Genomic DNA, 19150 nt, shown 5'->3' with positions numbered 1-19150 from the left:
AAAGCCGGATGGGATGACGAAGAAGCGGCGCGCAGGGGTAGATTTTCGAACTACTACGGCGACTCAGGCGAGAATCACTTCTTCGTCTCGACCCGGACTTGCTTGGCGATGCGGTCGAGCACCGCGTTGACGAGCTTGGGCTCGTCGTCGCCGAAGAATGCCTGGGCGATCTCGACGTATTCGGTGACGATGACGGCCACCGGTACATCCTTGCGATCGACGATCTCGAATGTGCCTGCACGCAGGATGGCACGCACCGTGCTGTCGAGACGCGACAAAGCCCAGTCGTCCTGCAGCGCCTGGCCGATCAGCGGATCGAGATGCGTCTGCTCACGAACCACGCCCGATACGATCGAGCGGAACCAGGAGGCATCGGCCTTCAGGTAGGTTTCGCCGTCGACTTCCTGTCCGAGGCGATGCGCCTCGTATTCGGCAACGACCTCGAGCACGCCGCTGCCGCCGATATCCATCTGGTAGAGCGCCTGTACTGCGGCGAGACGCGCTGCGCCGCGCTGGTTGGCGGTCTTGACCGGGCGCTCGACTTCCTCGTTGCTCATCGCTCAGGCACCCAGCTTCTGCTTGACGGAAATCATCGTCAAGGCGGCGCGGGCGGCAAAGCCACCCTTGTCCTTGTCGCTGCGGCGGGCGCGGCTCCAGGCCTGTTCGTCGTTTTCGACGGTGAGAATGCCGTTGCCGATGGCGAGCGACTCGCTGACGGACAGATCCATCAATGCGCGCGACGACTCGTTGGAAACGATATCGAAATGGTAGGTCTCGCCGCGAATGACCATTCCGAGCGCAACGAAACCGTCATATGCCGTGCCGCCATTGTCGGCGCCGTCAAGCGCCATGGCGATGGTCGCCGGAATTTCCAGCGCGCCGGGCACGGTGATGATGTCGTAGGTTGCGCCGGCTTCTTCGAGCGCATGCTTGGCGCCGTCGAGAAGCGCATCGGCCATATCGTCATAGAAGCGGGCTTCGATAATCAGAATATGAGCATTGGATGAGCTGGACATACGGCACCTGGATCTTGAGTGGCGCGAACGCCTGACATGGCGGGCGTCAAACCATGCCGTATCGCGGTTGGCAAGTGTTTTTCGGTCTCAGACAGGCAATAGAGCGCCCGGAACCGCGCAAGACTGCCCTTCCCGCCCTGGCCGGGTTCCGATAATCTGGTACCACCACAGGGAGTTGTGAATGACAGACACAGACAAGGTTGCCGTCAGCCTCGACGCGCTGCCGCTGGAAGACTGGCAACAGGGCGAATATTACGGCGGCAGCGACGCTTCCTTCGGGGCAATAATCGGGCTGAAGCAACTGGGCATGAGTTACAACATCGTCCCGCCCGGCAAGTCCGGCTGCCCGTTCCACAACCACCATGTCGAGGACGAGGCGTTCATCATCCTCTCCGGGCAGGGCGACTACCGGTTCGGTGCGCGGCGTATTACGGTCAAGGCCGGCGATGTGCTCGGCGCGCCCGCAGGCGGCCCGGAAACGGCGCACCAGCTGATCAATACGGGCGACACGCCCCTCGTCTTCGTCGCCATCTCGACGGTAGCCAGAACCGAGATCTGCGAGTATCCCGATTCCGGAAAGTTCATGGCAAAGACGCGGGTCGGCGACGCCGTGACGAAGCGCTTCCGCTTCGTCGGCCGGGAAGAGAGCAATGTGGATTACTGGGACGGAGAACCCGGCGCATGAGCATGGAAGCAGCGGATGGCAATGTGCCGGTGATGGTCACCGAGCGTCTGGTCCTGCGGGCGCACCGGCTCGACGATCTCGAGGCTTGCACGGCGCTGTGGGCCGACCCAGCCGTGGTCCGCTTCATCGGCGCGGTGCCGTTCTCACGCGAGCAAAGCTGGGCGCGGCTGCTTCGCTATGCCGGGAGTTGGCAGATGCTCGGTTTCGGCTTCTGGGCTATCGAAGAAAGAGAAAGCGGCGCGTTTGTCGGCGAAGCCGGGTTCCTGGAGGCAATGCGTGACATGACACCGTCGATCGCGGGAACACTGGAAACAGGCTGGGTGCTGAACCCCACCTTTCATGGCAAGGGCTATGCGACCGAAGCCGTCTCGGCGATGATCGCCTGGGGCCAGGAGCGCTTCCCCGAGCAGCGCATGACCTGCATCATCGCCTCCGAACACGGTGCTTCCATGCGGGTGGCCGAAAAGCTCGGTTTCGAAAAGGTCACCACCACTTCCTACCTCGGCTCCGAGGTCACGCTGCTGGAACGTGCACGCCGCCTTTAAGACTCAGACGCGCGCCGGCAGCATCCGTCTCAGCACACCGTCGCGCATCAGGTAATGGTGTGCGAGAGCGGCAACGGCGTGCCCACATGCAAGGATGATAATCGTCCAGCCCACGTAATAGTGGATCGAGGAATACCAGTGGCCTAGCTCCTTGTTCTCCCCGATAGGATTGGGAATCGAAAACAGGCCGAAGAACATGAACGGCTCGCCCTGCGCCCAGCGGAAGAGATAGCCGAGCACAATCTGCGCCGCCAGCATGAGGTAGAGCAGATGGTGGACACTCTTCGACAGGATGCGCTGGATACCGGTTTCCAGCGCGGCAAGCTTGCGGCCACCCGTCGAACGCCAGAAGACGCGTGCGATGAAGATCACGCTGAGCAGGATGCCCATCGAAATATGCAGGGACTGCAGGGATTTGCGAAGCGGCGTGCCCCTCGGCAGGTAATCCCAGGTGATCGCGGAGGCGAACAGGGCGATGACCAGCAATGCCGAGAACCAGTGCAGGGTTATTGTCCATCGGTCGTATCGCATAGCGCGCCCGGCTCGGACTGGTGACAAGGATTCGATGGACATTGGATTTCCTGCTTTTACGTTACACGGCGTCGAAGCTACAACGCAGATGAGGCAGACATGGATACAAAGGTCGGATCCCATCGATGCCGCAGTTTTCAAAAATGCGCGTTGATCTGGCGCACCCGCAGCGCCTAACGCAGATTTCTTACGCCAAGATTACGAAATGCAGCGAAAAGGTCGCTTTTTGATGATGACCGCACGCTTCAACCCGCTTGCGCGGCCGGGAACTCTGCCAGTCGCGCGGCGTATCGCGCCATGGTGTCGACTTCGAAATTGACGAAATCGCCGGTCTTGCGCTCGCCCCAGGTGGTGACCTCGAGCGTGTGACGGATGAGCAGAACGTCGAAATCGGTGCCATTCACGGCGTTGACGGTGAGCGATGTGCCGTCGAGAGCAATCGAGCCCTTCGGCGCCACGAATTTGGCGAGGTGCTCTGGTGCGCGCAGGCGATAACGGGTGGCCTCGCCCTCCTCTGTAACCGACAAGATCTCGGCCTTGCCGTCGATATGGCCGGAGACGATGTGGCCGCCGAGTTCATCACCGATCTTCAGGGAGCGCTCGAGATTAATGCGGGTGCCTGCCGTCCAGGTGCCAACCGTTGTCAGGCGAAGGGCCTCTTCCCAGGCTTCCACCTCGAACCAGCGATCGTTGCTTCCGCCTTCGGGAAGACCGGTCACCGTCAGGCAGATGCCCGAATGGGAGATCGATGCGCCCATGGCGATGGTCTGCGGATCGTAGATGGTGGCGACGCGAAGCTTGATGCCCTCCTTCATGGGGGAAACTTCTTCGACGGTGCCGATATCGGTGACAATTCCGGTGAACATCAGATGTCTCTCTCATAGGTGTCGCAGCGATCGTCGCCGTAGACTTCGGTGCCGACATGGGTGAAGCCTGCAGGGATATCGGTGCTTTGAACCGGCGATGCAAGGCCATCCGTGCCGATGGTGATGGGTGCTTGAAATAGCAGGATGCGGTCGACGAGACTGGCCGCGAGAAAACTGCGGATAGTCTTAGCGCCGCCCTCCACCAGCAGCGAGGATATGCCGCGACCGCCGAGCGTCGTCAGCAGCATCGCCAGATCTTTCGGATCCTGATCGAGGATCTCGATGCCTGCATCCCGGAGAGCCGCGCGCCGGTCCGCGTCATTGACGAGCCCGACCGAAATCACAGGTACCTCCCCGGCAGTCTTTGCCAGGTTCGAGGACAGCGGCAGTTCAAGCCTCCGATCAAGCACCACCCGAATGGGAGAGCGGTGTTCGAGACCCGGCGCCCGGCAGGTCAGCAGCGGATCGTCTGCAATGGCGGTACCGATGCCGACGAGGATAGCATCGCTCTCGGCGCGCAGAAGCTGGACTGCAGCGCGGGCTTGCGGACCGGTGATCGCGACCTGTCCCGCACCCAACCTGCCGATCATGCCATCGGCGGAAATGGCAAGCTTGACAGTGACATAGGGACGGCCTTGAGTCTGCCGCATGAGGTAGCCAGCCATCGACCGGCAGCCCTCCGTCTCCAATACGCCGGTCTCGACAGTAATGCCGGCGGCCCGCAGCATCTGGAGACCACGACCGGCGACGCGGGCATCGGGATCACCGACGCTGACGACAACGCGCGAAACGCCTACTGCAATCAGCGCATTGGCACAGGGCGGCGTGCGACCGTAATGGGAACAGGGTTCGAGCGTGACGTAGGCCGTAGCGCCCTGGGCCGACTCGCCTGCTGCGGCCAGGGCCTGCGGCTCTGCATGCGGTCGGCCGCCGAGAGCCGTCACCGCGCTGCCGACAACACTGCCATCCTTGACGATGACACAGCCGACGGAAGGGTTGGTGCTGGTCTGGCCGAGATGCCGGCGCCCGAGGGCGATGGCCTCGGCCATGAAGAATTCATCGGTTGCCGACTTTGGGCCAGTCATCGCTCAGCCGTCCAGTGGATCGCGGGCGATCTTCGCGTTGATCTCGGCGATGACCTTTTCGAAATCCTCGGCATGGGAAAAGTCCCGATAGACAGAGGCGTAACGGACGAAAGCGACATCGTCGAGCGTCTTCAGGGCTTCCAGAACCTGCAGGCCGATCTGCTCGGACGAGATCTCGGTCTCGCCGGAACTTTCAAGACGACGGACAATGCCGGAGACGGCGCGCTCGATGCGGTCTCGATCCACCGGGCGCTTGCGCAGCGCGATCTCGAAGGAACGCACCAGCTTGTTGCGGTCGAACAGAACCTTGCGGCCGGTCTTCTTGGTGACCATGAGTTCGCGCAACTGCACGCGCTCGAAGGTCGTGAAGCGACCGCCGCATTCCGGGCAGATGCGCCGCCGGCGGATGGAGGTGTTATCCTCCGCCGGACGCGAATCCTTCACCTGGGTGTCTTCGGTCCCGCAATATGGGCAGCGCATTTAAATCCCTCAGCCGATGTAGTCGTACATCGGGAAGCGATTGGTCAGGGCCAGGACCTTCTCACGGACGGCAGCTTCGACTACGGCATTGCCTTCGTCGGAGTTGGCGACCTTCAGGCCGTCAAGCACCTCGATGATGACATTGCCGATTTCCTTAAATTCGGCCTCCTTGAAACCGCGCGTCGTGCCGGCTGGCGTGCCGAGGCGGACGCCCGAGGTGACGAAGGGCTTTTCCGGATCGAAGGGGATGCCGTTCTTGTTGCAGGTGATGTAGGCGCGGCCAAGGGCTGCCTCGGCGCGCTTGCCTGTGGCGTTCTTCTTGCGCAGGTCGACCAGCAGCAGGTGGTTGTCGGTGCCGCCGGAGACGACGTCGACACCGCCGGCCATCAGCGTTTCGGCCAGGGTCTTGGCGTTCTTGACCACCTGGGCGGCGTATTCCTTGAATTCAGGCTTCAGCGCTTCGCCGAATGCGACGGCCTTGGCGGCGATGACGTGCATCAGCGGTCCGCCCTGCAGGCCCGGGAAGACGGCCGAGTTGAACTTTTTTGCCAGACCCTCATCATTGGTAAGGATCATGCCACCACGCGGGCCGCGGAGCGACTTGTGGGTCGTGGTCGTCGCCACGTGGCAATGAGGGAACGGCGACGGATGCTGGCCACCGGCAACGAGGCCGGCGATGTGAGCCATGTCGACCATCAGGTAGGCACCGACAGAGTCTGCGATCTCACGGAAACGCTTCCAGTTCCAGGTGCGGGAATAGGCCGTGCCACCGGCGATGATCAGCTTCGGCTTGGTTTCCTCGGCCTTGCGGGCAACTTCTTCCATGTCGAGCAGGTTGTCGCCTTCGCGCACGCCGTAGGAAACGACGTTGAACCACTTGCCTGACATGTTGACCGGCGAGCCGTGCGTCAGGTGACCACCGGAATTGAGGTCAAGGCCCATGAATGTGTCGCCCGGCTGCAGCAGCGCCAGAAAGACAGCCTGGTTCATTTGGCTGCCGGAGTTTGGCTGGACGTTGGCGAACTCGACGCCGAACAGCTGCTTGGCGCGCGAGATGGCCAGCTCCTCGGCGATGTCGACGAACTGGCAGCCGCCGTAGTAGCGCTTGCCCGGATATCCCTCGGCATATTTGTTGGTCATGATCGAGCCCTGCGCTTCCAGCACGGCGCGCGAGACGATGTTTTCGGAGGCGATCAGTTCGATCTCGTGTCGCTGACGACCCAGTTCCTTGGTGATCGCGCCGAAGATTTCAGGATCGGCCTCGGACAGCGGGCGATTGAAGAAGGGCTCGGTGGAAGGATGGGTCATCGTCAAATCTCCGGATCTGGAATGCATGACGTCTTAGCGTCGCGGCCTTGCGAGGGCAAGACGATCCGCGACATTTGCTAGGCAAACCGCGGTGTCCTGCCCGCAGAAACACGAAAGCCGCGCAACGGGGCGCGGCTTTCGTCGAATATTGCATCGTTGAGCTTACTGAACCGGCTTTTCCATGCCCTGCGTCGTATCCAGGGCCAGCTGGGAGTTGCCGTCCAGCTGATAGATGTCGTCGCGGAACTGCACCACGCCATTGCCCGCACCCCAGGCGGAAATATAGGCGAAATAAACCGGAATTTCCTCGGGTAGCTTGATAGGCGTGTTGATACGGCTGGCGATCACACTTTCAATATGCTGGCGCGGCCATCCCGGCGTCTCGGCAAGCAGCCAGACGACGAGATCGCGGACGTTCTGAACGCGCACACAGCCCGAACTGTCGAAGCGCATCAGCTTGTTGAACAGGCCCTGCTCCGGCGTGTCGTGCATATATTCGTTGTTCGGGTTGTAGAAGTTGATCTTGGCAGAGGCCATGGCGTTGTTCTTGCCCGGATCCTGACGGAACATCAGGTTCGGCGCCTTGTCGGCATTCCAGTCCACCGATTCCGGCGCGACTTCCGTGCCCTTGGGGTCGAACAGGCGGATGTTGTTCTTCGCCAGGTATGTCGGATCCTTGCGCATGATCGGCATGATGTCTTTTTCGACGATCGAGCGCGGCGAGGTCCAATAAGGATTGAGGATCACCTCGAAGATCTTCGAGTTAATGATGTGGGTCGGGCGCGCCATACGGCCGACGATCGCCATGTGACGGAGCGCCACCTGGCCGTCCTGCACGGCTTCGACATAGGTCGCCGGAATATTGACCATCACGTGGCGGCGACCGAGGTCTGCCGGGAAGGTCTGGAGGCGGATCAGGTTGGTATTCAGCTGCTGTAGGCGGACGTTTGCCGTCACGTTCAGTGCCTTGACGGTGTATTCGCCAAGACGGCCATCTGGCGGCAGGCCGTGACGGGCCTGGAACCGCTTTACTGCGCCGTCGACATAGGAGTCGAACGCAGGCGACATGCCAGCCTCGCGCGGCAGGTCGCCGGTGATGGCAAGGCGCTGCCGCAGCGTTTCGACGATGGGGTCGGAAACGCCGAGTTGCAGCTTGTTATCGCCGACGTCGATCTGCGGCCATCCGCCGTTTGCTGCAATCGCCTGATACTGGGCAATCGCCTGCTGGATGTTGGAAACCGAGTCCGGGCTCAGGATCGGGGTGTTCGATACCATCGCGGCGGCCGTGCGGGAGGCGGACTTGGCGTCGAACTGGTCATCCCAGGAGCCGCGCCGCGGCGCATTGATGATATCGTCCATTGCCGACTGAGCGAATACCGGGCCTGCCATAGCGACGGCGCCGACGGTTGCTGCCGACCGCAGAAAGGCGCGGCGTGAGAAGTCTACAATTCCGTTTTTCTTCGACATAACCCTACCATTCCACGCCGGCGACGATGATCGTCTGCGGCCAAAAGCGAAATTCTGGAAACACTCGCACTGCATAACGCGGCACGCAGCGATCTGTTGCGTCCACACCGGTCCGAACCTCATTTTTGACCATCACAATTTTGAGAGGTCAAAGCCTTGGCAAACAAGGCATTCGGGCCGGAGGCGCACGTCTGCCATCCCATTTCGCTGTCATACCAATATGGCCGATTCGTGTCGTCAGGCACGGAACTTGCTTGCATGGTCCGACGGCGAAAAATGATCATTCAGTGTTGCTGAAACAAGACGGTCCGCATGCTCATAGTGCATCCGGCATAGGCGTCAATCAGCGACGCGCGGCCCTCATGGTTGCATTCGAAACAAGGTCGCCGGCGTGGCAGAAAATCCACAGCAGGCAATGGTTGGCATCGCCTCTTGTCGTCGCCTGGAAATCGTGCTCATCACTCGTACCAAGAGCTGACGCACGAGGGACTTCGGTCACAATCCTGTTCAGAAGCCTGTCTAGACGAACAAACAATCGAAAGAAGGGATTCGCCATGGCTGAAGAGAATGCGATCGAAACGGAAGAAGGCATGGTGGATTTCGACGCCGGTCAGGGTGAAGCCGCGACCGTCGAGATGGACGACTACACGCGGAGCCTCGCGCAAGCCAAGGCCAAGTCCGTCAAGCTGATCGACGCGATTACCGGCGCGGCCCTGAAGAAGAAGGACGCCGTGCATTTCGACGACCTGCGGCCGTCGCTCGCCGATTTCGTCCGCCAGAAGCATCCGGGCATTCGATCGGACGACTATCTCAGTCGCAAGGCGATGGACGAGTACCGCGGCCAGTATATCGCCGAACTGCTGAAGGACGAGCGCGGCGAACTGTCGACGCTGGAAGACGAAGTCGTCGAGAGCCTGAAGACGCACGACACGCTGGCCGAGAATATCGAAGAAGACTACGAGGACCACCGGTCGATCGGCGATCGCATGTCCGACGTCGTCGCCTCCTTCGGCGGCAGCTGGACCTTTATCATCTCCTTCTGCGCGTTTCTCGCCATCTGGATGCTCATCAATGTCGTCATGGGCGCCACCCAGGCCTTTGACGCCTATCCATTCATTCTGCTCAACCTCATTCTCTCGACAATCGCAGCCCTGCAGGCTCCGGTCATCATGATGAGCCAGCGTCGGCAGGAGGCAAAAGACCGCTTGCGGGCGCTCAACGACTACAAGGTCAACCTCAAGGCCGAGCTCGAAATCCGCCACCTGCATGAAAAAGTCGACCACCTGCTCAATCGCCAGTGGGAGCGGCTGACCGAGATCCAGCAAATCCAGATCGAGATGATGCTGGAACAAGCAAAGGCAGCCGGCCGGGTGCTGAAAGTCAGCAAGGCCAGCAAGGCAAAGACCGTGCGCAAGAAGGTCGCGCCGAAGAAGGCGCCGCCTGCCCCGTTGCCGGACGGTGCGCTGGAATAGAACGGTTGATACTCGAGGAGCCAGCGCACTGCCGGCAAAGTCGGAGGCGTCGCGGTGACATTATTAGCCTCCCTATCGATTTGAATTTACTTTTTGATCGCTTGCCGTCAGAGTTGTCACCGGCAGTCGTCTTTTGGTTCTGGTTCAGAACCCGACAGGCGCGTTGGCGTCACGCTGTATCAGCCGGACACTTGCAATCCTGTCACGGGTAAGTGAACCAAGATGGTGAAAGACCTGCCTTTTTCGACACGGTCGCTCGGAACGGAAACGGGCCGGGCGAAGTTTAAGGTTGGGAGCAGATTGCCCTGCCCTCACATTCACGAACAGGAGATTCCATCATGAAATGGCATGCACCAAAATTCATCGAAGTTAGCTGCGGCATGGAAATCAACCGTTACGCTCCGGCCGACGGCAGCGAACCCGTCCTGTTCTAGGACTGAAGCAACCGGAGCACGGGTTTGACAGATATGCGCTTTCTCGTGCTCGGGACCGCAGCCGGCGGCGGATTGCCGCAATGGAATTGCGGCTGCGACAACTGCAGGCTGGCCCGGGTCAAGGGATCCGGACTGAGCCCGCAGACCCAGTCTTCCGTTGCCGTCAGCGTCGACGGTGAAAACTGGGCCATACTCAATGCCTCGCCGGATATCCGCCAGCAGATAGCGGACAACAGCGCCCTGCACCCCCGCGAACTCCGGCACTCCCCCATCCGTAGCGTTGTCGTCACCAATGGCGATATCGACCACATCGCAGGGCTGCTTGTCCTGCGGGAAAAGCAGGCATTCGGGCTCTTCATGACGGAAGCCCTGGCCGACATCCTGTCTGGCAATCCGGTTTTTTCGGCACTCGACCCCGCATTTGTCCAGCGGCAAACGATCGCTCTCGGCACCCCCTTGCAGCTTCTCCCGGGATTGACGGCAGAGTTGTTCCCCGTGCCGGGCAAGCTGCCGCTATTCCTGGAGGACGACAATCCGGAGATCGGCCTCGAAGGCGAACAGACCGTCGGCATCGAACTTAAGTCAGGAAACCAGCGCGCCTATTACATCCCCGGCTGCGCTGCGCTCACGGAAAAGCTAATGTCCCGTATCGATGGCGCCGATCTGCTGCTTTTCGACGGCACGCTGTTTACCGACGACGAGATGCTCCTCAGCGGTACAGGGCAGAAGACCGGCCGGCGCATGGGTCATATGCCGATTGATGGCGCTGGCGGCAGCCTGGAGGCGCTTTCGAGCGCGACCATCGGGCGAAAAATTTACGTCCATATCAACAATACCAATCCGATTTGGCGACAAGGCCCTGCCCGCGACAAAGTCTATAATGCGGGTTTCGAGGTCGGCCATGACGGCATGGAGATCAATCTTGCAACAAACACCTGACCGACACAGTTTCGAAGATCGCCTGAGGGCCATCGGCGCGGAACGATACCATGACAAGCACCCTTTCCACGTCATGCTGCACGGCGGCGAATGTAGCCTGACACAGGTGCGCGCCTGGGTGATCAACCGGTTCTACTATCAGAGCCGCATCCCCATGAAGGATGCCGCTTTCATGTCTCGCTCGGACAACCCCGATCTGCGCCGCGCCTGGCGCCGGCGGATCGAGGATCATGATGGCGGCATCGAGGAAGGCGGTGGTATCCGCCGTTGGCTGAAGCTTGCCGAAGCCGTCGGTCTCGATCCGGATTATGTTGCATCGACGAGGGGTGTGCTGGCCGGAACCCGCTTCGCCGTCGACGCCTATCTGCATTTCGTGCGCGAGAAGCCGATGCTGGAAGCCGTCGCCTCGTCGCTGACAGAAATGTTTGCACCGAAAATCCACGCCGACCGCATTGCCGGATTGCTGAAGCACTATGCCTTTGCCGACGATCGGGCACTCGCCTATTTTCGCCAGCGTCTCAACGAAGCACCAGAGGAGGTAGCCTTCGGGCTCGGCTATGTACTCGACCATGCCGATACGCTGGAAAAGCAGGATGCGGCCGCAGCGGCACTGACCTTCAAGACCGATGTGCTCTGGTCTCAACTCGACGCGCTTTATTCCGCCTATGTAACGCCCGGCCGCATTCCGCCCGGGGGATGGGATGGCCGCGAGGCGGTCATTGCTTTTTCGCCGGATGATGATTTCCCGAAGGGACAGCGCCTGTGAGCGACCAACAGACAGTCACCATCACCGCCGAAACCGTCATCAAGCTGCCGCGCGGCGTGCGGCTGCACGACGACCCGGTGCGCAAGCAGATGGTGCTGCTGGCGCCCGAGCGGGCGCTGGCGCTCGACGAGATCGCTGTCGCCATCGTCCGCGCACTCGATGGCGTGAAGAGCCTCGATCAGATCGCTGACGGCTTTGCCCGCGATTTCGGTGCTCCGAAGGACCAGGTTCTGGCCGACATCATCGCCTTTGCGCAAGAGTTCGCCAATCGCCGGATGCTGGAGGTCGTCCAATGACCGTCGTCTTCTCAGCGGAAAAATCGATGGCGGAGGCGCGCCGCGTTGCAGCTCCACCGCCTATGGCGCTGCTTGCCGAGCTTACGCACCGCTGTCCGCTCGCCTGCCCCTATTGCTCCAATCCGCTGGAGCTGGTGCGGGCTAATGCGGAGCTCAGCACCGAACAGTGGATCGAGATCTTTCGCCAGGCGGCAGCCATGGGTGTCCTGCACCTGCATCTGTCCGGCGGCGAGCCGGCGTCGCGGCGCGATCTGGTCGAACTGACGCGCGCGGCAGCCGGCTTCGGGCTCTACACCAACCTCATCACATCGGGCGTCGGCCTCACCGAAGCCCGCATCGCCGAACTGGCCGACGCCGGTCTCGACCACCTGCAACTATCGATCCAGGGCATCACGCCTGAAAAGGCCGATCAGGTCGGCGGCTACCGGGGTGGCTATGCGCGCAAGATGGCGGTTGCTGAATGGACGCGCGCAGCCGGCATTCCGCTGACGGTCAACGCCGTCTGCCACAAGCAGAATATGGAAGAGATTGGCGGCATGCTCGATCTCGCCATCGCGCTCGGCGCCCGGCGCATCGAGATAGCCACAGTACAGTTCCACGGCTGGGCGGAGCGCAACCGGCAGGCCCTGATGCCGACGCTGGAGCAGGTGGAAGCGACCAACGCCTTCGTCGATGCATCGCGCAAGCGGCTCGAAGGCACGCTGGTTATCGACTATGTGCCGGCCGACCATCATGCGCGTTTCCCCAAAGCCTGCATGGGCGGCTGGGCGCGCATCGGCCTCAACGTCACGCCTTCAGGAAAGGTGCTGCCCTGCCACGCCGCCGAGACTATCCCCGGCCTCGCCTTCGACAACGCCACGGAGCGGCCGCTTTCCGAAATCTGGTACGACAGCGCCGCCTTCAACGCCTATCGCGGCGACGACTGGATGCAGGAACCCTGCCGCTCATGCGACCGAAAGCACATCGATTTCGGCGGCTGTCGCTGCCAGGCCATGGCGCTCGCCGGCGACCCCGCCGCCACAGACCCCGTCTGCGCATTCTCTCCATTGCGCGGCGAACTGACGGCGCGGGCCAAAGCCGACTCGCTCGCGATCCCGCCGCCGTTTGTTTATCGCGGTCGGTAATGGTGGGCGGTGTGATGATGGTGGACGAGCCTCCAGAGTTCGTCATCCTCGGGCTTGACCCGAGGACCCGTAAAACACTCTGAGGTCGTGGGTCCTCGGGTCGAGCCCGAGGATGACGAGCGACGGGGCCAAGGATTACGAGCTACCTTGCCAGGGACGATATAGGGCACGGCCGGGGGCGGAACCATGCCTATCCCCGGCTTGACCCCTTAACTCAGGGGATAATGCGGGCTTCCCGGAGGCGGGTGAAGAGGTCCGTGAAGCTGTCGTCGGTAGCCTGGTAGTCGAGGAAACCGAGTTTGCGGCTCTTGCTCATGTCGGTCATGACCTCGATGGGGCGGCCGAGATCGGCGTCCGTGTGCCAGGCGGAGGCGAGCTTGTTGATGTCATGTTCCGCAAGACCGTTCTTGGCGGCGATGTCCGCCCAGATCGGTCCAGCATCGGCGAGCTGTGATTCGAGCGTCGTCATTTCGGATGGCAGCGGCTGTGGCTCGATGTCGAACCATCCAGCGATGCGCTGCCACATCCAGCTCCAGCGGAAGACATCGCCGTTGACGACGTTGAAATCCTTGTTCCGAGCTGCATCCGTGGTCGAGGCCCATTCCAGATGGCGGGCGAGCAGGCGGGCGTCTGTCATATCCGACAAGCCGTTCCACTGCATCGGCGAGCCCGGGAAGATGAAGGGACGGCCGGTCGCCTTGCAGATCGAGGCGTAGACGGCAAGCGTCACGCCCATGTTCATGGCGTTGCCGAGTGCGTAGCCGATGATGGTGTGCGGGCGGTCGACGCTCCAGCTAAAGCCATCGGTCTTGGCGGCGGCGAAAACCTCGTCTTCCTGTGCATAGTAGAAATTATCGACTTCGAGGCGACCCTGCTCCTCGCGGAACGGTGTGGCCGGCAGCACGCCCTTGCCGTAGGCCTCGAAAGGCCCGAGGTAGTGCTTGAGGCCGGTGACCAGCGCCACGTGCTCGACCGACTTGTGTGGGCGGAGCGCATCGAGCAGGTTCTTTACCATCGCGCCGTTGACGCGGATATTTTCGAGCTCAGTCGCCTGACGCGACCATGTGCTGAAGAAGACATGGCTAGGCTTCAGGTCGCGCACGGCGGAGGCGAGACTTTCGGGATCGAGCAGGTTGGCGGCAACCGGGCGCAGGCCGGCGATGTCGCTTGCCGGATTGCGGGCAAGGCCTGCTACCTCGAAACCCTTGTCGATGAGATGACGGGCGAGGTTATTGCCGACAATGCCGGTGGCGCCAATGATGAGGGCTGATTTCGTCATGTTTCCAAACTCCTTTTGCTGAAGAGGAAATAGGCAATTTGCGCAGGCTCTGCTAGAAGGCACCGTTAAGTGCCATAGCCACCGGGAGGTGCCCATGAAAGACGATATACCGACCCACGAGGAAGACTGCGCGCCCCGCCGGGTGCTGGAGCTCTTCAGCGTCAAGTGGACGAGCATGGTGCTGCACGCACTGCATACGCTGCACGGCGGAACCTGCCGCACCGGCGTTCTGCAGCGCAGCCTGCCTGGCATCAGCAAGAAGATGCTGACGCAGACGCTCCGAGAGATGGAAAATGACGGGCTGGTTACCCGGCAGGTGTTCGACGTTGTCCCGCCGCGCGTCGAATACAGCCTGACGCCCCTCGGCATTGAGTTCGTCGAGCCGATCGAGATGCTCTATAACTGGGGAAAAGCCCATTCCGGCGCCCTCGACCAATTGGCATCCAGACCGAAATCGCGCCGCCGCGGCTAGCTGCAGATTGGGGCGAGCAGCGTCGGAGCCGGCCGAAAAAAGCACAAAAAATCGGCCGGACAGCTAGATAATGCAAGAATTCTGCCACCCGTGCAGAACGAAGGTATCGCTTGGCCTCGCTTACTGGTAGCACCACCGGAACCGCATCGGAGCTATCATGACCCTCGACGAAAAATACCTGATCATCGTAAATGCCTTTCAGAACAGCCGTTTCGGCGCCTCGCCGACCTCCACCCGCGGCGCTGTCCTCAATCATTCCAAGAAGCACGGCCTCGAAGGCGAAGATTACGCTGAAGCCCTGACGGCTGCCATTGCCGCCGGCCTCGTCGCACCGATGGCGGATTCGGCGTTGACCATCCGCAATGCCGGTCGCGCCCTGATGACCAAAACTGCAAGATAACATTTTGCGAAAAGATGGTCGCGCCGGGTGAACACCTGCGGGCGCGACCGCACATCCCTGCACCGTCGCGCCCTTCAGGCACCAACTGGAGGTCTCTGCCGGGTCATCTGGGATAACGGCCCGTCAAAATTTGCAGATGGCACGTGATCAGTCCGACGCCGAGATAGCATTGTTTTCGTTACGTTTCTGTGACGATCTGGCGGCGAAAGGTAAAACGCTGCATTTGGAATTCGCGAACAATCGAGAGGCGATATAAATCTGTCGCAGTGGCAGCGGTAAATATCGCCAATGCTACCAGGAGACCTGTGGCCGACTGGAGTCGTATGCGAACGACGGAGAATTGTCGGATGTTTTTTATCTTTGGCGGATTGCCCGGCAGCGGGAAAAGCACCATCGCCCAAGCCTTGGCAAGCCGGACCAAGGCGGTTTACCTGCGCATAGACTCCATTGAGCAGGCAATTCGTTCTGCCGAGATTTTACCGCAAGGCAAGGATGTGGGTCCGGCCGGCTATTTGACGAGCTACCGCCTCGCTGCAGACAATCTCGCCCTCGGCCAATTCGTGATTGCCGACTCTGTCAATCCTGTCGAAATAACCCGTGCAGCCTTCAGGGACATCGCAGCAGAGGTAAAAGTGAGCTTCATCGAGGTCGAGGTCGTATGTTCCGACCCGGAGATGCATCGGCATCGTGTGGAAAGCCGACCGTCAGCTGTCGAAGGATTGAAGCTGCCGACCTGGGAAGATGTTGCGCAACGTCAGTACGAGCCATGGGATAGTCCGCACCTCAGCCTCGACACCGCCCACCTCTCCGTCGACGAAAGCATTGCGGCAATCTTAGCAGCCATGCCTGACGCTGCACGGAAAAGTTTTTCGCTCTGAGGGGAAGACCCTCCGGGCTCAGCCCGCCGGGATCTCGTCTTCCCCGCACAAATGCCAGCAGGCGCAACCATGCGTCACCGCATGATTGCGCCCTCAGGCACCAACTGGAGGTCTCGGTCGGGCCATCTGGGATAACGGCCCGGCAGATTTTACAGGCGGTACATGATCGAGTCGTTCCAGAAGCGGTCGAGGCGCTGCAGGAGCTTGTTCATCTGAGTGAATTCGTCGGTGCCGATGCCGCCGACCTTGTCGATGGAGCCGATGTGGCGCTCGTAGAGTTTGGCGACAGTCTCGGCGATGTCCTGACCGCTGTCGGTCAGGCTGATGCGAACAGAGCGACGGTCGATACGCGAGCGCTGGTGATTGATGAAGCCGAGATCGACGAGCTTCTTAACGTTATAGGAAACGTTCGAGCCCAGATAATAGCCGCGTGAGCGAAGTTCGCCGGCGGTCAGTTCCGAGTTGCCGATGTTGAAAAGCAGAAGTGCCTGGATGGCGTTGACGTCGCTGCGACCCTGGCGGTCGAACTCGTCCTTGATGACATCAAGGAGACGGCGGTGGAGACGCTCGACCAGGTGCAGCGATTCCATGTAGAGATCGCGGATGGCTTCGACCTTGACGTCCTGGACGGGAGACACGGCCTGCGGCTTGATTTTCGTGTTCATGATGACTGCCTCACTGTTTTGTTTGGCGGTGTTGGTTTTCTTCCCGCCTTGAGACAGACACTATCGAATACACATAAAATTCTACTTAAACTGCAGGCTTAACAGCACCTTACCAAAGGCCCGATGTGTCTCAGGGTAAATCAACGGTTACACTTTTGCGGCGCTGCCGCTTCTCCACGTAGAGCATGACGCGAAAAATGCAGTAGAGAATGACCACTGCGGCGTGCAGGATCATCACCAGCGGATTGCTGCCGAACACCTCCGGCCACACCCCGTACATCAGCGCCTGGCCGCCTGCGGCGCAGAGCCAGATGACCGGTCCCCAGGACACCGTCAGCCACAGGCCGAGAGCTGCAACGGGAAAAACGACGGCAAGGCCTGCGCCGGCGACCTTCCAGGGCAGACTCAGCAAATCGAAGCGGCCCTGGCCAGCCAGAGAATAGCCCACCAGCATCGACCAGTATTGCAGCCCGAACCATAGGCAGGACACGGCGATCAGGCGCAGGAAGACGATGAACAGGATGTCCAGGACGCTGCGTTTCGGAATGGCGGAAGAATCATGTTTCATGAGCAAATCATAGGCAGGCAATCGGCACCTCGCCAGCGGCTTGATGGCTGCGGCCTTTCGTCTGGTTTTATTTTGCATCGCCACCATGCTAATGAGCGGCCTATACAAGGACAGAGATAAAGGACGACCGACATGTCGGACAAGACCCACCTGGTGGACGAGATCACCGGCCATCGGCGCATGCGCCGCAATCGCAAGGCCGACTGGACCCGTCGCATGGTGCAGGAAAACCGGGTGACAGTCGACGATCTCATCTGGCCGATCTTTCTCATTCCCGGTACCGGCATCGTCGATCCGATCACGGCCATGCCCGGGGTCAACCGCATGACGATAGACAAGGCGGTCGAGGCCGCCAGGATGGCCGCCGATCTCGGCATTCCGGCGATTGCCACTTTTCCAGACGTCGAGATGGCACTGCGCGACCAGACGGGCTCACAGAGCCTTGAGGCGAACAACCTGATCAATCTCGCAACCAGAGCCATCAAGAGGGAGGTTCCCAACATCGGTATTATCACCGACGTGGCGCTCGACCCTTTCACCAGCCACGGCCATGACGGCATCCTGCGCGATGGCGAGATCGTCAATGACGAGACGGTGGACCAGATCGTCCGGGCGGCCATCGTCCAGGCCGATGCCGGCGCCGACATCATTGCTCCGTCGGACATGATGGACGGCCGCATCGGCGCAATCCGCCGCGCGCTGGACGCCCACGGCCACCAGATGGTCGGCATCATGTCCTATGCGACGAAGTTCTCCTCCGCTTTCTATGGCCCCTACCGCGAGGCGATCAACACCGGCGGCCTGCTGAAGGGCGACAAGAAGAGCTATTACATCGACCCGGCCAACGGCACCGAGGCCTTGCGCGAGGCGACCATGGACGTCGAGGAAGGCGCCGACATGCTGATGGTGAAGCCCGGCCTGCCCTACCTCGATATCTGTTGGCGGCTGAAGGAGGCGTTCGGCCTGCCCACCTATGCCTACCAGGTCTCAGGCGAATACTCGCAGATCAAGGCGGCAGCGATGAACGGCTGGATCGACGGCGACCGCGCCATGATGGAAACCCTGCTCTCCTTCAAGCGCGCCGGATGCGACGGGATCCTGACCTATTTCGCCATCGACGTCGCCAAGGCGCTTGCCAAGAGGTGAGCGCAGTCTGGCTTTCGGGAGGGGCCGCTGATTGCTGTGGCGTCGCGATGACGCTAGAGGGGCATGCCCCTCACCCTCGCCCTTATTGCGGGGGCGGTTTTCTTGGCGCTCTTGCGATTTCCCGGCGGCCATACCATATCTCTGACGACGTAACCGCGGAGCACGATGATGTCGTTGAACCCTAGCCCAATTCCCGCCGTACAGGACGACTGGCGCACCTATAGCGGCGTTCTCAGCCGCCGCGTGTTCGCGTTCATCCTCGATTACTTCATCGTTGCCCTGCTGTGCATTCCGGCCGGGATCCTGCTGTTCATCGTGTCAGTGGCCACGCTTGGGCTCGGATTCTTCCTGTATCCGGCGTTGTTCGTCATCGTTGCAGGCTTGTACTTCGGCATGACTGTCGGCGGGCCAGCGCAAGCGTCGCTCGGGATGCGCTCGGTCGGCATCGGCATGCGCCGCATCGACGGGCAGCGCATCGATTTCATGACGGCGATCGTCCATCTTGTGCTGTTCTGGATCCTCAACTCGGTACTGACGCCGCTGGTGCTGCTCGTCGGCTTGTTCACCGATCGCAGCAGGCTCCTGCACGACCTGCTGATCGGCACGGTGACCGTACGCTCGATTTGAGGCGGATCGGGCCTATATCATTGCAGAATTGAAGTTTGTTTCGCAGAAGCGACAAAACGTCAGCCCGGGAGCAATTCCCGGTGTTGACGTTTCGCATTCTT

The 19150-nt window shown here is 60.9% G+C and carries 24 protein-coding genes; 13 read left to right on the top strand and 11 right to left on the bottom strand.

Translation table 11 applies throughout. The features are described from left to right. Positions 1-74: 74 nt before the first annotated feature. Together nusB and ribH are read right to left on the bottom strand one after the other, a co-directional pair. Positions 75-557: a transcription antitermination factor NusB gene (gene nusB, locus PR018_RS04455; RefSeq protein ID WP_111220519.1), complete on the bottom strand. Its 483-nt coding sequence runs from the start codon at positions 555-557 to the stop codon at positions 75-77. 3 nt (positions 558-560) lie between these two features. After that, positions 561-1016, bottom strand: a complete 456-nt coding sequence (gene ribH / locus PR018_RS04450) for a 6,7-dimethyl-8-ribityllumazine synthase (protein ID WP_142829572.1) — start codon at positions 1014-1016, stop codon at positions 561-563. Positions 1017-1197: 181 nt separating this feature from the next. On the opposite strand from ribH, the gene PR018_RS04445 reads away from it, so the two are divergent. After that, positions 1198-1701: a cupin domain-containing protein gene (locus PR018_RS04445; protein ID WP_142829574.1), complete on the top strand. Its 504-nt coding sequence runs from the start codon at positions 1198-1200 to the stop codon at positions 1699-1701. After that, the gene (locus tag PR018_RS04440; protein WP_224128265.1) at positions 1698-2246 is read left to right on the top strand and encodes a GNAT family N-acetyltransferase; all 549 of its coding nucleotides are present in this window, start codon (positions 1698-1700) and stop codon (positions 2244-2246) included. The genes PR018_RS04445 and PR018_RS04440 overlap by 4 nt, the downstream gene beginning before the upstream one ends. Before the next feature lie 3 nt (positions 2247-2249). On the opposite strand, the gene PR018_RS04435 is transcribed toward PR018_RS04440, so the two are convergent. The 6 genes from PR018_RS04435 to PR018_RS04410 form a co-directional block, all read right to left on the bottom strand. Beyond that, positions 2250-2819 (bottom strand): cytochrome b, encoded by a 570-nt coding sequence (locus PR018_RS04435; RefSeq protein ID WP_142829576.1) that lies wholly within the window; start codon positions 2817-2819, stop codon positions 2250-2252. 203 nt (positions 2820-3022) lie between these two features. Continuing rightward, positions 3023-3643 (bottom strand): riboflavin synthase, encoded by a 621-nt coding sequence (locus PR018_RS04430; protein ID WP_142829578.1) that lies wholly within the window; start codon positions 3641-3643, stop codon positions 3023-3025. Further along, on the bottom strand, positions 3643-4728 hold the full coding sequence (ribD, locus tag PR018_RS04425) for a bifunctional diaminohydroxyphosphoribosylaminopyrimidine deaminase/5-amino-6-(5-phosphoribosylamino)uracil reductase RibD (RefSeq protein ID WP_142829580.1): 1086 nt from the start codon (positions 4726-4728) through the stop codon (positions 3643-3645). The genes PR018_RS04430 and ribD overlap by 1 nt, the downstream gene beginning before the upstream one ends. A gap of 3 nt (positions 4729-4731) precedes the next feature. Continuing rightward, on the bottom strand, positions 4732-5208 hold the full coding sequence (nrdR, locus tag PR018_RS04420) for a transcriptional regulator NrdR (RefSeq protein WP_111220512.1): 477 nt from the start codon (positions 5206-5208) through the stop codon (positions 4732-4734). A gap of 9 nt (positions 5209-5217) precedes the next feature. Then, positions 5218-6516, bottom strand: a complete 1299-nt coding sequence (gene glyA / locus PR018_RS04415) for a serine hydroxymethyltransferase (protein ID WP_142829582.1) — start codon at positions 6514-6516, stop codon at positions 5218-5220. Between the two features lie 162 nt (positions 6517-6678). Beyond that, entirely contained in the window at positions 6679-7983 is a 1305-nt protein-coding gene (locus tag PR018_RS04410; protein WP_142829584.1) for a L,D-transpeptidase family protein, read from the bottom strand. Positions 7984-8537: 554 nt separating this feature from the next. On the opposite strand from PR018_RS04410, the gene PR018_RS04405 reads away from it, so the two are divergent. From PR018_RS04405 to pqqE, 6 genes are all read left to right on the top strand, one after another. Then, positions 8538-9455: a DUF1003 domain-containing protein gene (locus PR018_RS04405; protein ID WP_142829585.1), complete on the top strand. Its 918-nt coding sequence runs from the start codon at positions 8538-8540 to the stop codon at positions 9453-9455. A 338-nt stretch (positions 9456-9793) separates the two neighbouring features. Beyond that, on the top strand, positions 9794-9889 hold the full coding sequence (gene pqqA, locus PR018_RS04400) for a pyrroloquinoline quinone precursor peptide PqqA (protein WP_111220508.1): 96 nt from the start codon (positions 9794-9796) through the stop codon (positions 9887-9889). 33 nt (positions 9890-9922) lie between these two features. Beyond that, a complete protein-coding gene (gene pqqB, locus PR018_RS04395) occupies positions 9923-10828 on the top strand; it encodes a pyrroloquinoline quinone biosynthesis protein PqqB (RefSeq protein ID WP_142829908.1) in 906 nt (301 codons plus the stop codon). Continuing rightward, on the top strand, positions 10791-11594 hold the full coding sequence (gene pqqC, locus PR018_RS04390; protein WP_142829587.1) for a pyrroloquinoline-quinone synthase PqqC: 804 nt from the start codon (positions 10791-10793) through the stop codon (positions 11592-11594). Before pqqB ends, pqqC begins: the two co-directional genes overlap by 38 nt. Next, the gene (gene pqqD / locus PR018_RS04385) at positions 11591-11890 is read left to right on the top strand and encodes a pyrroloquinoline quinone biosynthesis peptide chaperone PqqD (RefSeq protein WP_142829589.1); all 300 of its coding nucleotides are present in this window, start codon (positions 11591-11593) and stop codon (positions 11888-11890) included. Before pqqC ends, pqqD begins: the two co-directional genes overlap by 4 nt. Next, positions 11887-13014 carry a pyrroloquinoline quinone biosynthesis protein PqqE gene (gene pqqE, locus PR018_RS04380; protein WP_161990954.1) on the top strand — a complete coding sequence of 376 codons (1128 nt, stop codon included), beginning with the start codon at positions 11887-11889 and terminating at the stop codon, positions 13012-13014. The genes pqqD and pqqE overlap by 4 nt, the downstream gene beginning before the upstream one ends. A gap of 214 nt (positions 13015-13228) precedes the next feature. On the opposite strand, the gene PR018_RS04375 is transcribed toward pqqE, so the two are convergent. After that, positions 13229-14293: an SDR family oxidoreductase gene (locus PR018_RS04375; RefSeq protein WP_142829591.1), complete on the bottom strand. Its 1065-nt coding sequence runs from the start codon at positions 14291-14293 to the stop codon at positions 13229-13231. A 94-nt stretch (positions 14294-14387) separates the two neighbouring features. Between PR018_RS04375 and PR018_RS04370 the strand changes: the two genes are divergently transcribed. The 3 genes from PR018_RS04370 (at position 14388) to PR018_RS04360 (ending at position 16043) form a co-directional block, all read left to right on the top strand. Continuing rightward, the gene (locus tag PR018_RS04370) at positions 14388-14765 is read left to right on the top strand and encodes a winged helix-turn-helix transcriptional regulator (RefSeq protein WP_142829593.1); all 378 of its coding nucleotides are present in this window, start codon (positions 14388-14390) and stop codon (positions 14763-14765) included. A gap of 157 nt (positions 14766-14922) precedes the next feature. Further along, on the top strand, positions 14923-15165 hold the full coding sequence (locus tag PR018_RS04365; RefSeq protein ID WP_111220501.1) for a hypothetical protein: 243 nt from the start codon (positions 14923-14925) through the stop codon (positions 15163-15165). A 305-nt stretch (positions 15166-15470) separates the two neighbouring features. Beyond that, the gene (locus PR018_RS04360) at positions 15471-16043 is read left to right on the top strand and encodes a P-loop nucleotide/nucleoside kinase family protein (protein ID WP_341798989.1); all 573 of its coding nucleotides are present in this window, start codon (positions 15471-15473) and stop codon (positions 16041-16043) included. A gap of 149 nt (positions 16044-16192) precedes the next feature. Here the strand turns inward: PR018_RS04360 and ldtR are convergent, their stop codons facing one another. Together ldtR and PR018_RS04350 are read right to left on the bottom strand one after the other, a co-directional pair. After that, positions 16193-16708 (bottom strand): transcriptional regulator LdtR, encoded by a 516-nt coding sequence (gene ldtR, locus PR018_RS04355; protein ID WP_142829595.1) that lies wholly within the window; start codon positions 16706-16708, stop codon positions 16193-16195. 130 nt (positions 16709-16838) lie between these two features. After that, positions 16839-17276, bottom strand: a complete 438-nt coding sequence (locus PR018_RS04350; protein ID WP_142829597.1) for a DUF6163 family protein — start codon at positions 17274-17276, stop codon at positions 16839-16841. Positions 17277-17408: 132 nt separating this feature from the next. On the opposite strand from PR018_RS04350, the gene hemB reads away from it, so the two are divergent. Then, positions 17409-18422: a porphobilinogen synthase gene (gene hemB, locus PR018_RS04345; protein WP_142829599.1), complete on the top strand. Its 1014-nt coding sequence runs from the start codon at positions 17409-17411 to the stop codon at positions 18420-18422. Positions 18423-18590: 168 nt separating this feature from the next. Beyond that, the gene (locus tag PR018_RS04340; protein ID WP_111220496.1) at positions 18591-19049 is read left to right on the top strand and encodes an RDD family protein; all 459 of its coding nucleotides are present in this window, start codon (positions 18591-18593) and stop codon (positions 19047-19049) included. The last annotated feature ends 101 nt before the right edge of the window (positions 19050-19150 follow it).

Origin of the sequence: Rhizobium rhododendri, assembly GCF_007000325.2 — a bacterium.
Lineage (GTDB): Bacteria > Pseudomonadota > Alphaproteobacteria > Rhizobiales > Rhizobiaceae > Rhizobium > Rhizobium rhododendri.
The sequence above is the reverse complement of the archived record's forward strand: the minus strand, read 5'-3'. Positions and strand labels throughout refer to the sequence as shown.